General features: G+C 73.3%; 12 protein-coding genes. 5 read left to right on the top strand and 7 right to left on the bottom strand.

The window, feature by feature from the left end; translation table 11 throughout:
• The 3 genes from ACGFZK_RS33700 to ACGFZK_RS33690 all read right to left on the bottom strand — a co-directional run bounded on the left by ACGFZK_RS33700 (position 1) and on the right by ACGFZK_RS33690 (position 4,020).
• Positions 1-312 (bottom strand): (2Fe-2S)-binding protein, encoded by a 312-nt coding sequence (locus tag ACGFZK_RS33700; RefSeq protein ID WP_393852660.1) that lies wholly within the window; start codon positions 310-312, stop codon positions 1-3.
• The gene (locus ACGFZK_RS33695; RefSeq protein WP_393852659.1) at positions 312-1,550 is read right to left on the bottom strand and encodes an NAD(P)/FAD-dependent oxidoreductase; all 1,239 of its coding nucleotides are present in this window, start codon (positions 1,548-1,550) and stop codon (positions 312-314) included. Before ACGFZK_RS33695 ends, ACGFZK_RS33700 begins: the two co-directional genes overlap by 1 nt.
• A 79-nt stretch (positions 1,551-1,629) precedes the next feature.
• Positions 1,630-4,020: a collagenase gene (locus ACGFZK_RS33690; RefSeq protein ID WP_393852658.1), complete on the bottom strand. Its 2,391-nt coding sequence runs from the start codon at positions 4,018-4,020 to the stop codon at positions 1,630-1,632.
• Positions 4,021-4,195: 175 nt separating this feature from the next.
• Here ACGFZK_RS33690 and ACGFZK_RS33685 point away from each other — a divergent pair, with 175 nt between their 5' ends.
• Both ACGFZK_RS33685 and ACGFZK_RS33680 read left to right on the top strand, forming a co-directional pair.
• Positions 4,196-5,599, top strand: a complete 1,404-nt coding sequence (locus ACGFZK_RS33685; protein WP_393852657.1) for an aminopeptidase P family protein — start codon at positions 4,196-4,198, stop codon at positions 5,597-5,599.
• A 330-nt stretch (positions 5,600-5,929) separates the two neighbouring features.
• Positions 5,930-6,733, top strand: a complete 804-nt coding sequence (locus ACGFZK_RS33680; RefSeq protein ID WP_393852656.1) for a DUF6585 family protein — start codon at positions 5,930-5,932, stop codon at positions 6,731-6,733.
• Between the two features lie 206 nt (positions 6,734-6,939).
• Here the strand turns inward: ACGFZK_RS33680 and ACGFZK_RS33675 are convergent, their stop codons facing one another.
• Both ACGFZK_RS33675 and ACGFZK_RS33670 read right to left on the bottom strand, forming a co-directional pair.
• Positions 6,940-7,335 (bottom strand): RidA family protein, encoded by a 396-nt coding sequence (locus ACGFZK_RS33675; protein ID WP_393852655.1) that lies wholly within the window; start codon positions 7,333-7,335, stop codon positions 6,940-6,942.
• Positions 7,332-8,456, bottom strand: a complete 1,125-nt coding sequence (locus ACGFZK_RS33670; RefSeq protein ID WP_393852654.1) for an acyl-CoA dehydrogenase family protein — start codon at positions 8,454-8,456, stop codon at positions 7,332-7,334. Before ACGFZK_RS33670 ends, ACGFZK_RS33675 begins: the two co-directional genes overlap by 4 nt.
• A 145-nt stretch (positions 8,457-8,601) precedes the next feature.
• Between ACGFZK_RS33670 and ACGFZK_RS33665 the strand changes: the two genes are divergently transcribed.
• The 3 genes from ACGFZK_RS33665 (at position 8,602) to ACGFZK_RS33655 (ending at position 12,070) form a co-directional block, all read left to right on the top strand.
• Positions 8,602-10,257, top strand: coding sequence for an AMP-binding protein (locus tag ACGFZK_RS33665; RefSeq protein WP_393852653.1), 1,656 nt, complete (start codon positions 8,602-8,604; stop codon positions 10,255-10,257).
• Positions 10,258-10,266: 9 nt separating this feature from the next.
• Complete coding sequence (locus tag ACGFZK_RS33660) at positions 10,267-11,067, top strand: PaaX family transcriptional regulator C-terminal domain-containing protein (protein WP_393852652.1); 801 nt, start codon at positions 10,267-10,269, stop codon at positions 11,065-11,067.
• Positions 11,068-11,230: 163 nt separating this feature from the next.
• Positions 11,231-12,070 carry a GNAT family N-acetyltransferase gene (locus tag ACGFZK_RS33655; protein ID WP_393852651.1) on the top strand — a complete coding sequence of 280 codons (840 nt, stop codon included), beginning with the start codon at positions 11,231-11,233 and terminating at the stop codon, positions 12,068-12,070.
• A 64-nt stretch (positions 12,071-12,134) separates the two neighbouring features.
• Here ACGFZK_RS33655 and ACGFZK_RS33650 read toward each other — a convergent pair whose 3' ends face one another.
• Both ACGFZK_RS33650 and ACGFZK_RS33645 read right to left on the bottom strand, forming a co-directional pair.
• A complete protein-coding gene (locus ACGFZK_RS33650) occupies positions 12,135-12,563 on the bottom strand; it encodes a hypothetical protein (RefSeq protein ID WP_393852650.1) in 429 nt (142 codons plus the stop codon).
• 89 nt (positions 12,564-12,652) lie between these two features.
• Positions 12,653-13,360, bottom strand: a complete 708-nt coding sequence (locus tag ACGFZK_RS33645; RefSeq protein WP_393852649.1) for a helix-turn-helix transcriptional regulator — start codon at positions 13,358-13,360, stop codon at positions 12,653-12,655.
• Positions 13,361-13,542 lie beyond the last annotated feature (182 nt).

Below are 13,542 nucleotides of genomic sequence, written 5' to 3'. Positions count from 1 at the left end.
TCAGACGGCGAGGTCGGCACGGCCGGTTCCCTCCTGGGTGGTGACGGTGTCCCCCGGCCGGGCCGGGACCAGGCAGGCGCGCTGGTTCGGGCGGCCGTTGACGGTGACGAGGCAGTCGTAGCAGCTGCCGATCCCGCAGAACGCGCCGCGCGGCGCGCCGCCCTCGCGGGTGGTCCGCCAGGCCAGGATGCCCGCGCCCCAGAGCACGGCGGCGACGCTCTGGCCGGGCAGGGCGGGCAGTTCCCGGCCGTCGAAGGTGATCTCGTACGCGGCCGCCGGCGTGCCGCCGACCAGCGAACGGGGGCTGCGCATCAGTGCTGCTCCTCGGGGGTGTCGGCGGCACCCGGACCGGCAGCGAAGCGGTCCGGGCGGAACGGGTGCACGGGCAGCGGCGGTTCGGCCCCCGTCAGGGCGGCGGCGATCAGCAGCCCGGTGGCGGGGGCCAGCCCGATGCCGGCGCCCTCGTGGCCGCACGCGTGCAGCAGCCCGGGGCACCGCGGGTCCGGGCCGATCGCGGGGAGGTGATCGGGCAGGTAGGGGCGGAAGCCGTGGTAGGTGCGCATCACCCGGATGCCGGCCAGGACGGGGAAGAGCGCCGCCGCCTGGGCGGCCAGGCGGCGCAGGGCCTCCGTCGAGAGGGTCCGGTCGAAGCCGACCCGCTCCCGGGTGGCGCCGATCAGGACGGGGCCCGACGGGGTGCCTTCGACCACCGCCGAGGACTGCAGGGAGGCGGAGCCGCTGGCGACGTCCGCGATGTAGTCGGCGGCGTAGACCTTGTGCCGGACCACCCTCGGCAGCGGTTCGGTCACCAGGACGAAGCCGCGGCGCGGGAGGACGGGCAGGGTGACCCCGGCCAGCCCGGCGATGTGGCCGCCCCAGGTGCCGGCCGCGTTCACCACGGCCGGGGCCAGGAGTTCGCGGTGCGGCGTGCGCACCCCCCGTACGGCGCCCCGGTCCAGCAGGATCTCCGTCACCTCCTCGCCGAGGTACACCTCGGCGCCCGAGGCACTTGAGGCGAGCAAGGCACCCGGGGCACCCGCGGCACCCGGGCCTGGCAACGCGGCCGCCGCGGCCAGCAGCCGGGCCGCCGCCTGCGCGGGCTGGACCTGGGCGTCCTGCGGGTAGTGGAAGCCGCCCGCCAGGCCCGGGGCCAGGTGCGGCTCCAGGTCGTGCAGGGCGTCCGCCGCCACCTCGACCGCGTCGACCCCGGCGGCGCGCTGGCCCTCCGCGAAGGCGCGCAGGGCCTTCACGGTGGTCTCGTCGGGGGCGACGACGAGGCCGCCCTTGGCCTCGTACTCGATCTCCCGCGGGAGGACCGCGGCGAGTTCGGTCCACAGGCGGGTGGACAGCAGGGCGAGGTCGAGTTCGGGTCCCGCCTCCTTGTCGGAGACGAGCAGGTTGCCTTCGCCGGCGCCGGTGGTGCCGCCCGCGACGGGGCCCCGGTCGACCACGGCCACGGAGAGTCCGGCGCGGGCAGCGTAGTAGGCGCAGGCCGCCCCGACGACGCCGGCGCCGATGATCACGGCGTCCAGGGAGTGTCTCTTGAGCACGGCAGTAATATGTCACATTCTTTAGTGCCTGCCCAGAGCGGCCCGCCCCGGGATCGGGCGCGGGCCGCTCCGGTCCGGATCAGCTGCGGAGCGGACCCTCACAGCTGTAATTTGCGCTGCCCGCGACCTTGTTGGTCCAGATTTCCACCGGGCCGAAGGAGCAGTTCATGTCGGCCAGGTTGTTGGAGGCCGCGCCCGCCCGGTCGAGGATGAAGTAGTCGACCGTCTCCGACATGTCCTTGAAGACCTGGTCGTCGTTGCGCCAGTTCTTCAGATTGGCGGTGATCCGGCCGGTGCAGGTGAAGCGGCGCTTGCCCGCGTCCCCGTTCTCCACGCAGTCCGGGGTGTTGTACGTGGCCGTGGCGAAGGAGGACTTCACCGAGGCGAGCGCCGAGTCCCGCAGCCGCTCGTTCGGGGTGAAGGAGGTGTTCGGCACGTAGAGCTGGTCGACCTTGGCGATCTGCGCGTCCAGGAAGCGGTCGTAGTCGCGCTGGAGGTAGGTGTCCGCGCCCATCCGGTAGCGCCAGGCGTCGTAGGCCGCCACGTCGTCGGCCCGCAGGTGCGTGTACATCTCGCGCAGCAGCGTGGGCTTCTCGGTCCACAGGAACTCGAAGAAGGTGCCCGCGTAGCTGTAGAAGCGGAAACCGTCGCCGTCGTAGGTGGCGTTCAGCAGCTGCTCGACGCTCATGCGCGGGCCGCCGCCGGCCGTGTCGGCGATGACGCTCTTGACGAGGGACTTGCGGACGGCGATGCCGTTGTCGCGGGTGGCGCCGTCGAAGAACTCGGCCGTGCCCTCGTCCATGGCGGTCGTCCGGTCGCCCTCGTACCAGGGGCCCTGGCCGAAGAAGCCGGGGACGGCGAAGCGGCCGTTGAGGTAGTGGGTGTACTCGTGGCGGAAGAGCTCCTCGAGGGTGAGGGAGGAGTCCTGCGGGACGCGGCGCTGGTAGGTGTAGAAGGTGGCGCCGTTCTCGATGTAGATGCCGCCGTTGTTGGTGTCGTAGCCCGTCAGGATCGGGTGGTAGTTCACGTAGTCGGCGCGGGAGGCGTAGAGCACGATGTTCAGGGTGGTGTTGGGGTCGCCCGCGAGCGGCTGGTCGGTGCCGAGCACGCGGTGGTACTGGGCCTTCACCTGCTTGCTCGCGTAGTACAGCTGGTCGACGGTGGCCCGGTCCAGGGCGGTGCGGACCTTGATGGCGCCGTTGTCGTAGGAGTAGGTGTAGGGGAAGAGCTGCTTCTCGATGTCCTCCTTGCACACCCCGTACGGCTTGCAGGCGTTGTAGACGTTGAGCCAGGAGACGATCTTGGCCCACGGCTCGCTGCCGTCGCCGAACGCGGACCGGACGGGCCCGAGCATCGCGCCGAGGTCGGCGACGACCCGGTCCTGCAGGCCCTCAACCTGACCGAAGCGGGCGTACTCGCTGAGGGCGTCGCGCACCACCCACGCGTTGTCCGTGCCCTTGAGGTGGGTGTAGGTCGAGAAGGCCTTGAAGGTGTCGCGGTAGGAGGCGTCGGCGGCCACGGCGGAGTGGAAGGCGGCGTCCTGGTTGCCCGGGTAGACGCCCAGGTAGGAGACGGAGAGAGCGGCCAGTGCCGCGCCCGCCCAGGTGGCGTCGCGGTGGGTGGCCGGGTGGGCCGGGTCCATGGTGGCCAGGACCTTCTTGATGAGGCCGAGCTGGTGCTGGCGCAGACCCGGCGCGCTGCCGGCGTAGAGGGCCTCGCGCAGGGTGCGGGCGTTGGAGGGCGTCACGTCGAAGGTGTGGGCGGCCGCCCCGAAGTCGGCGATGGCGCGGCGCATGGCGTCGACGGTCGGGGCGTCGGTGACGTCGATCTCGGAGCGCGAGTAGTCGTGGTAGGCGACTGCGTGCAGGTACGTGAACATCTCCTCCAGGTGGGAGGAGTTGCGGCCGTCGTGGGCGGCGGCCAGGCTGGATATCCGGCGGGAGACGGCCTGGACGTGCGCGTCCGACATGACCGGGGTCAGGCGGGCGTCCCAGGTCCAGATGAGGCCGCGCAGACAGCCGTCGGCGAGGACGGCCTGGTCGCCGAGGAAGTCGGCGAACTGCTCGGGGGTGAGCCCGGTGATCCCGTCGAGGGTGCAGGGGACGCCCGCGGCGACGCTCTTCGCGGTGGGAGCCGCCTTGGCGGTCCTGCCGCGCTTTTGCAGGTCGTCGGCGGGTGCGGCGGCGGTCGTCGCCGCACCGGGGACCTGCCCGGTGATCTTCTGGCCGCCGGGGGCCGGGGCGGGCGCCGGGGTGTTGTCCTTCGCGTCGGCGACGCGGTCGACCTCGTCGAACGGATTCCCCGTGGGGCCGGGGGCGGGGGCGGCCGGGGCGCCCTGTGCGTTCTGTGCGCCGGGGAAGGCGGCCGCGGACTCAGCGGCCTGGGTGGTGGCCTGTCCCGCGGTGGCGAGGAGGGTCACGGCCACGGCGGAGGCGAGAAGGGAAGAGCGCACAGCTCTGTGCTTGAGCACCGGGAACTCCTGATTGGAGAGAGGTGAGGTGGGGGGTGGTGCGTGAACTGCCCTGCGTCACACGGCGTTTGACGGGGGTTAACGTGCCGCGGTGTGAGCTGTAACATAGTAATGTGAAATTGCACTGACAAGACCTGTGCGCCCACCAGTTCGCATCTTTCCTGAGGGAGTCCTCGTGACCGACGCCCCCGCCGACACCGCTGCCGACGCCGCCGCTCCCCCCGAACACCTCAACACGGGCAGTCACGACCGCCCGGTGTCTGCGGAGTTGTCCCGGTTCATGGCGGGCAACTGGGCCGCGACCCCGCTGCCCGACTCCGCCCGCGTCCCCGGCCACGCCGTCACCCCGGCCCGCCGGGCGCGGCTCTCGGCCCGCTTCCCGGGCGAGCGGCTGATCGTCCCGGCCGGCGAGCTGAAGGTCCGCTCGAACGACTGCGACCACCGGTTCCGCCCGCACAGCGCGTACGCCTGGCTGACCGGCCTCACCGGCGAGGACCAGGCGGGCCACGTCCTGGTCCTGGAGCCGTCGGGCCCGCACGGCCACGAGGCCGTGCTGTACCTGCGGCCGCGCTCGCCGCGGTCGGACGGGAACGGCGAGTTCTACCGGGACCGCCGGTACGGGGAGTTCTGGGTGGGCCGCCGCCCGGACCTGGCGGAGGCGGAACGCCTCACCGGCATCCGCTGCGCCCACCTGGACGCCCTGGGCTCACCGGCCGGCCGCAACGCCGCCTCCGACACCGAACTGACCTCCACCCTCTCGGAGTTGCGCCTGGTGAAGGACGTGTGGGAGGTCGAGCAGCTCCAGCTGGCCGTCGACCACACGACGGCGGGCTTCGAGGACGTCGTACGGGCCCTGCCGCGCGCGCTGGCGCACCCGCGCGGGGAGCGGTGGATCGAGGGGGTCTTCGGCCTGCGCGCGCGGGCGGAGGGCAACGGCACCGGGTACGAGACGATCGCGGCCTCCGGCGCCCACGCCTGCACCCTGCACTGGATCCGCAACGACGGCCGGCTGAACGGGAAGGAACTGCTCCTGCTGGACGCGGGGGTGGAGACGGACACCCTCTACACGGCGGACATCACCCGCACCCTCCCGCTGTCGGGACGCTTCTCCCCGGTCCAGCGCCAGGTGTACGAGGTGGTCCTGGCCGCCCAGGAGGCGGGCATCGCGGCGCTCCGGCCCGGGGCGAGCTTCGGGGACTTCCACCGGGCCGGGATGCGGGTGATCGCCGAGGGCCTGGCGGAGTGGGGCGTCCTGAAGGACGCGGAGGGCGACCTGCACCGGCGGTACACGCTGTGCAGCAGCGGCCACATGCTGGGGCTGGACGTGCACGACTGCGCGAAGGCGCGGGCGGAGACCTACCTGGACGGGGTCCTGGAGGAGGGCCAGGTCCTGACGGTGGAGCCGGGCCTGTACCTCCAGCCGGACGACGAGACCCTCCCGGCGGAGCTGCGGGGCATCGGCGTCCGCATCGAGGACGACCTGGTCATCACGGCGGACGGCGCCCGCCTGATGTCGGGCGCGCTGCCCCGCACGGTGGCCGGGATCGAGGAGTGGATGGGCCACCTGCTGGAGGGCTAGACGTCCTTCCGTGGTCCGACAACGCCGCGAGGTGCCGTGCCGGGCGTCGCGATCCGGTGAACCTTTCCGGTCACAGCACTAGATGCCGGTGGGGCCGGATCAGGGAGCGGTGCCCGGTGCGTGCGGCGCGGGTCGGGCACGATCCGCGAGAGACGGCCCGGGGCGCTCGGGCCGTCCCGGAGCGGGCTGTGGTGAGGGCTTGCCCGGGTGCTGATCGTGCTGTTGGCTGCTGGGACAACGCACCGGCGCCGACGCGGAGTCGCCCGGTGAACTCCCGCTCGCTCAGGCGGCCTTGCGGGGTCCGCCGTGACCTTGAAGCCGAGGCCGCGCATGACCGTACCCACGTCGCCCTCCCCTGCCGCGAACTCGCTGGCCACCCGCCACCGCCTGGGCAGTCTGGAGCACACCTTCCGCCCCGAGAGCGAGGTCGGGGTCCAGGAGAAGTACCGGACCTGGTTCATCGTCGGCTCCCTGGTCGGCATAGCCGCCCTGCTGGGCGGTGGCGTCCTGTTATGGGTCAAGGTGCACTGGGGGGTCGCGATATTCCCCCTGTGGATCGGAGTGCTGGCCGCCTATGCGGTGGGCCAGAGCCCGCTCTTCCGCAGGGGCCTGGCGGCCAGGCGGCTGCACCTGTACGAACACGGGCTGGTCGTGAACACGAGCGGCAGCGGGCTGTTCGCGGTGCGCTGGGAGCGGGTGGTCCTCTACCAGGAGACCGTCCAGGAGGTGATCGAATACAAGGGCACACGGACGCCGGTCAATAGCTCGCACGTCTCCCAACTGGTCGCGCCGGGCGGGGGGAAGGTGCGGATCACGGACGTCTACGCCGGCTCGCACACCTGGGCCCCGCTGATCGCGGAGGCCGTCGCCCGCGCCCAGGTGGAGAAGGTGTGGAAGCAGGTACGGGAGGGCCGGACGGTCACCTTCGGCCCGTACAAGCTGTCCGGCGCCGGCGTCACGAACGCCTCCGGTGAGGTGCTTGCGTGGCGGGACGTGAGCGAGGTGGCCGTGCGCGGGGGCATGGTCTGTGTCTGGCGGGCCGGCCGGACGAAGGCCTGGGCGGCGCCCAAGGCCCATCAGGTGCCGAACCTGCTCGTGTTCCTGACCATCGCGGACAACCTCCACCGCCGGTAGCCGCCGTGGACTCCACCGCGCTCGGCACCGAACGCGGGCGCGGTAGGTCAGCACGGGGCGGGCGGCCGCCCCGGCCACCGGCCGGCCGCCGGATCCGCTGGGCGCGACCCGCACGCCGGCCGTGCCGGGCCCCTGAGGGGCGCCTTCAGGCCGGGCTCGCGGTGCCTGGCACGCACCCTGATCCGGCCCGACCGACAAGACGCCCCCTACAGCACCGCGATGCCGTCGAGTTCGATCTGGGCCTGGGCGTCCCAGAGGCGGACCACGCCGATGACGGCCATCGCCGGGTAGTCGCGGCCCGCCGACCGCCGCCAGATGCGGCCCAGTTCGGCCGCGTGCGTCCGGTACGCCGCCACGTCCACCGCGTACACCGTGACCCGGGCCAGGTCCGCCGGGGTGCCGCCCGCCGCGGCGAGGGCCGTCAGGAGGTTGGTGAGGGCGACCTCGAACTGCTCCGGCAGGCTCTCGCCCACCACCTTGCCCGCACCGTCCAGCGCCGTCTGGCCGGCCAGGAACACCAGCCGGCCGCCGGTCGCCACGACCGCGTGCGAGAAGCCCGTCGCGGGCGACAGCTCCGCCGGGTTGATCCGGTCCAGGCTCATCGCGGCGCCACCGCCGCGTACAGCTCCTTCGCGATGATCGTGCGCTGCACCTCGCTCGCCCCCTCGTAGATCCGCGGCGCCCGCACCTCCCGGTAGAGGTGTTCGAGCAGGTGGCCGCGCTGGAGGGCGACCGCCCCGTGCAGTTGGACCGCGTGGTCCACCACGTACTGGGCCGTCTCCGTGGCCAGCAGTTTCGCCATCGCCGCGCGGCGCGGGACGTCCCCCGATCCGTGGTCGTAGGCCCCGGCCGCCGCGTACACCAGCAGTCGGGCCGCCTCCGTGCGGGTGGCCATCTCGGCCACCCGGTGCGCCACCGCCTGGAGATCGCTCAGCGTCCCGCCGAAGGCGGTCCGGTCCGCCGTGTACGCGAGCGTCGCGTCCAGCGCGGCCCGGGCCATGCCCACCGCGAACGCGCCGACGCTCGGCCGGAAGAGGTTCAGGGTGTCCATCGCGACGCGGAAGCCCCGCCCCGGCTCGCCGAGCAGGTCCCGCGGGCCGACCGGCACCCCGTCGAAGCTGAGGGAACCGATGGGGTGCGGGGAGAGCATGTCCAGGGCGGCGCCGGAGAGTCCGGGGCGGTCCGCCGGGACCAGGAAGGCAGACACCCCCTTCGCGCCCGGCCCCTCGCCCGTTCGGGCGAACACCGTGTAGAAATCCGCCTCGGGGGCGTTGGAGATCCAGCACTTCTCACCGCTGAGCCGCCAGCCGTCCCCGCCCGGCGTCGCCGCCAGCGCCAGCGCCGCCGCGTCCGAGCCCGCCCCCGGCTCGCTCAGCGCGAAGGCCGCCACCGCCCGCCCGGCCCGCACCTGCGGCAGCCACCGCTCCCGCTGCGCCTCGCTCCCCGCCCGTAGCACCGGGTACGCCCCCAGCCCCTGCAGGGCGAGCGCCGTCTCGGCCTCCGTGCAACCGTAGGCGAGGGACTCCCGCAGCAGGCACAGTTCCAGCGCGCCCGAGGCGAACACCCGCTCCAGCAGGCCCAGCTCCCCCAGCGCCGCCAGCAGCGGCCGGTTGACCCGCCCCGGTTCCCCCTTCTCGGCGAGTGGCCTCAGCCGCTCCACCGCCAGTGCGCGCAACTGCCCGCACCACTCCTCCTGGTCCACCCCGAGCGCGAATCCGGTCATCCGAACATCCCCGCATCTATCGCGTCCTGTTGACTGCCGTCACCATCACGATACGCTCCTGGAGGGACCTTCCAGCGGTGGCTGGGGGAACTACCGCACGGTCGGCTCCACCCCACCCCGGACCGCTGCAAGGGGGCCACCCGCCTTGGACCTCAAGCCTTCCGCTCACACCGACACCTTCGCCCGAGACCATCTGCCACCCGCGGACACCTGGCCGGAGCTCCTCTTCGATCTGCCCGAACTGGCCTATCCGGACCGCCTGAACTGCGGGGCCGAGCTGCTGGACGCCACGATCGCCCGGTTCGGTCCCGCGGGCGCCGACCGCCCGGCCTTCCGCAGCGGCACGGGCGAGGTGTGGACGTATGGCGGGCTCCGCGAGCGCGTCGACCGCCTCGCCCACACGCTCACCGCCGACCTCGGCGTGGTCCCCGGCAACCGGGTGCTCCTGCGCGGGCCCACCGGCCCCTGGCTCGCCGCCTGCTGGCTCGCGGTGATGAAGGCGGGCGCGGTGGCGGTCACCGTACTGCCGCAGCAGCGGGCGCAGGAGCTGGCCACGGTGTGCTCGATGGCCCGGGTGGGGCACGCCCTGTGCCATGCGGACGTCCTGGACGACCTGGTCAAGGCCGAGGTGCCGGGGCTGCGGATCACCGCGTACGGGGGCGGGTCCCCGGGCGATCTGCTCCGGCTGGCCGAGAGACACGACGAGCCCTTCCCGGCCGCCCCGACCTCCGCGGACGACGTCGCCCTGATCGCCTTCACCTCCGGGACCACCGGCCGGCCCAAGGGCTGCATGCACTTCCACCGCGACCTGCTCGCCGTCGCCGACACCTTCTCCCGCAGCGTGCTGCGGCCCCGCCCGGACGACGTCTTCGCCGGCAGCCCGCCGCTCGGGTTCACCTTCGGCCTCGGCGGGCTGGTCGTCTTCCCGCTGCGCGCCGGGGCCTGCGCGCTGCTGCTGGAGGAGGCCGTGCCGCGCCGGCTGCTGCCCGCGCTCGCGGAGCACCGGGTGACGGTGCTGTTCACCGCGCCCACCGCCTACCGGACGATGCTGGACGCCCTGGGGCCGTACGACGTGGGCATGTACGACCTGTCCGCGCTGCGCCGCTGCGTCTCGGCCGGGGAGAACCTGCCCGCCGCCACGTGGCAGGCCTGGTACGAGCGCACCGGCCTGCGCATCATCAACGGCATCGGGGCGACCGAGCTGCTGCACATCTTCATCTCCGCCGCCGACGAGGACATCCGGCCCGGTACGACGGGCCGGGTGGTCCCGGGCTGGGAGGCCCGGGTGGTGGACCGGTCGGGGCGGCCGGTCCCGGACAACGAGCCGGGGCTGCTGGCCGTGCGCGGCCCGGTCGGCTGCCGCTATCTGGCCGATCCCCGGCAGGGGGAGTACGTGCAGGGCGGGTGGAACCTGACCGGTGACACCTACGTACGCGATCCGGAGGGCTACTTCCGCTACGTCGCCCGGGCCGACGACATGATCGTCTCGGCGGGATACAACATCGCGGGCCCCGAGGTGGAGGAAGCCCTGCTGCGTCACCCGGACGTGGTGGAAGCGGCGGTGGTGGGTCTCCCCGACGAGCGACGCGGGCAGATCGTCGTCGCGTACACCGTGGCCCGTGACGGTGCGGCGGTGACGGAGGAGATCCTGCGCGCCTTCATGCGGGCGGAGCTGGCCCCGCACAAGTGCCCGCGCTCCTTCGTCTTCCTCCCCGCGCTCCCCCGCACCGCGACGGGCAAGCTGCAGCGCTTCCGGCTGCGCGATCCCGGCGCCCGGCCCGAGCCGCCCGACAGGACCTAGAGTGAACCCGTGGTCGAGCAGCACACTCCGCGATCCCTGATCGTCACGTTCTACGGAGCCTACGGGCGGGCCTTCGAGGGCCCGGTCCCGGTGTCCGCGCTGATCCGCCTGCTGGGCGCGGCCGGCGTGGACGCCCCGTCGGTCCGCTCGTCGGTGTCCCGGCTGAAGCGGCGCGGCTTCCTGCTGCCCGGGCGCGCGGCGGACGGCTCGGCGGCGTACGGGCTCTCCGAGGAGGCGCGGCAGCTGCTGGACGACGGCGACCGCCGGATCTACGGCAGCCCGCAGCTGTCGGACGAGTGGCTGGTGGCGGTCTTCTCCGTCCCGGAGCAGGAGCGCAACAAACGGCACCTGCTGCGCTCGCGGCTGACCCGGCTCGGTTTCGGCGCGGTGGCGCCGGGGGTGTGGATCGCCCCGGCGCGGCTGTTCGAGGAGACCGCGCACACGCTGGAGCGGCTGCACCTGACCCCGTACGTGGAGCTGTTCCGCGGCGCCCACCTCGGTTTCGCGCCGACCGCCGAGGCCGTGGCCCGCTGGTGGGACCTCGCGGCCCTGGCCAAGCAGCACGAGGAGTTCCTCGACCTCCACGAACCGGTCCTGCGCGCCCTCCAGTCGGGCCCGGAGCCGACGCCGGAGGAGGCCTACCGCGGCTACCTCCGTGCGCTGGACACCTGGCGCAGACTGCCGTATGCCGACCCGGGTCTGCCGCGCGAGCTGCTCCCGGCGGGCTGGCCGGGCGACCGGGCGGCGGCCGTCTTCGCCGAGCTGCACGAGCGGCTGCGCGATGCGGGGTCGCGGTTCGTGGAACCGTAGGCGCCGGGCAGCCGGTTCGGGAGGGCTTTCCTGCTGGTGCTGAGGGTGCCGGGGTGCGCGGCCGGACAACGTGCCGCCGTGGTGGCCCGGTTGGCTGCCCGCAGAGGACGGTCCCGGCGGAAATCCGGGTGCGGGCGGGCCGCGGGCCGCGCCAGGATGGGCCATGAACTGGACCTTCACCACTGACCTGGCGGCCTTCGTGAGCGCCGCGGGCCCGGCCGTGGCCGCGCAGCCCGTCTCCAACACCATGCTGCTGAGTGTGAGCGACTCTCTGGTGCGGCGCGGGACCGGCGCGTACGGCGGCGACACACCCTTCTTCGGCTGGTGGACGGGGCCCGACGGCGCCGTCGCCGGCGGCCTGCTGTGCACCCCGCCCTTCCCGGTACTCCTCGCCGTGCTGCCCGAGGAGGCGGTCCGGGAGCTGGGGGCCGCGCTCGCCACCGAACCGCTGCTCGCCGGGGCCCCCGGGTTCAACGCCCGCCGCCCGGACGCGGAGGCACTCGCCGAGGCTTGGGGGCGGCCCGTCCGGATCGCCGAGGAGCTCCGCCTGTACCGGCTGGCCGGCCTGACCGCCCCGGACCCCGCCCCGGCCGGACGGGCCCGGCCCGCCACCGAGGCGGACCTCCCGCTGCTGCTGGAGTGGGTCACGGCCTTCAATACGGAGGCGGGCGTTCCGGGCAGGGCCTCCGAGGTCTTCCTGCGCGACCGGATCTCCTACGGCGGGATCCGGCTGTGGGAGCACGCCGGGGCCCCCGTCTCGCTGGCCGGCTTCTCCCGCCCGATCGGCTCGGCCGCCCGCGTCGGCCCCGTCTACACCCCGCCCGGGCACCGCGGGCGCGGCTACGGCGCCGGGATCACGCACGCGGCGAGCGAAGCGGCGTACGCGGCCGGCGCCACCGAGGTCCTGCTGTTCACGGATCTGGCCAACCCCACGAGCAACCGCATCTACCTGCGCCTGGGTTACACCCCGGTCGAGGACCGCGCCGAGATCGTCCCGGCGTGACGGGCCCTGACGATGACCGCCGGCTCCTGACGGCCTGCCGGAACACCCGGGCCCTGCGTGCCGGTCAGGCGGCGAAGCGGTGGTTGCCGGTGAGGGACCACACGGCGGAGATCCGGCCGTCGGTGACCGCGAACATGTCGATGCCGCTCTTGACGACGACGTCTTCGCCGTCGGTGTGGCTCTCGCTCCACCGGCAGGCCATCTCGCCGCGCTCGGAGTCGACCAGCGGTGCGGCTTCGGCGGCGAACGTCAGGCCGGTGAGGGCGTGGCTGTTGACCGAGATGAACGCCGTCAGCTCGTCCTGGCCGAAGGTGTGGGCGGAGCCGTTGCCGTCGAAGTCGTCTGCGAAGTGCAGCCGGAAGCCGGGGGCGAGGATCTGCTCGGCGAGGGCGACGTCTCCGTTCCAGAGCGCCGTCCAGCGCTCCACCAGCCGGGTGCCGGCCTCCCGGGTCAGCGGTGCGGAGTCGGTGATGGGGGTCGTCGTCACAGGCATGGGTGCCCTCCGTGGTCGGTGCGTGGTCACCCAGCCTCCAGGCCGTGGGCGACAACCCCCTGTCGGTGTTTAGCCCTCCGGGCGGCGGCTCAAGCGAAACCGTAGAGATCGTCGAGTGAGACGAGATCCCTTCCCAGGGTGTCCAGTTCGGACAGGTCCACCGGACGCGGCTCCGCCGTCTCCTCCAGTGCCCGCGCCTCGCGGATCCGGTCGAGGCGGAAGCCCCGCACGGCGGAGTGCAGCCGGCACCAGCCGATGAAGTACCAGTGGTCGCCTTCGAGGAAGCCCAGGGGTTCGACGGTGCGGTCGGTGAGCCCGCCCTGCGCGTCGGCGTAGGACAGGTGCAGCAGCCGGCGGGCCGAGAGCGCCTCGCACAGGGTGTGCGCGAGCGCGGACGGCCGGCCGGGGTTCGCGGCGAGCCGTATCCGGGCGGCGAGCTCGCGCGCGGCCTGGCGTTCGCGCTGCGGCATGACGGCGAACACCTTGTACAGCGCCGAGCGGGCGTCCGCGGCGAACGGCGTCCCGGACATCCTGTGCAGGGCGACGGCCAGGGCGGCCGCCTCGGCCGGGGTGATGGTCAGGGGCGGCAGGGTGTGGTCCTTGTCCACCACGTACCCGCCGCTGCGGCCCGGTTCGGTGTAGAGCGGTACACCGGACTGCTGCAGGGCGCTGAGGTCCCGCTCGATGGTGCGGGTGCTGACGCCGAAGCGCCCGGCGAGCCACCGGGCACTGCGCGGCCGGGGCGAGACCGCACGTAACTCCTCCACCAGGGCGTACAGACGCTCGGTACGGTTCACAGCCAAGGACCGTAGCCGATGCCCCGGGGCCGGACCACTGCCGACCGCGAATGCCAGGTGAGGCGGGCCCGGCCTGACCTACAGGACACCCCCTAGATGAATGAGTCCGATGTTCTCAGTGGTCGTAGGCGATCAGGGATCGTTTGATCTTGGCGTCGGTGGTCCAGTTGTGCCAGATGCCG

Origin of the sequence: Streptomyces sp. NPDC048257 (assembly GCF_043201855.1) — a bacterium.
Classification (GTDB): Bacteria; Actinomycetota; Actinomycetes; order Streptomycetales; family Streptomycetaceae; genus Streptomyces.
This window is presented reverse-complemented; position numbering and strand designations above follow the sequence as displayed.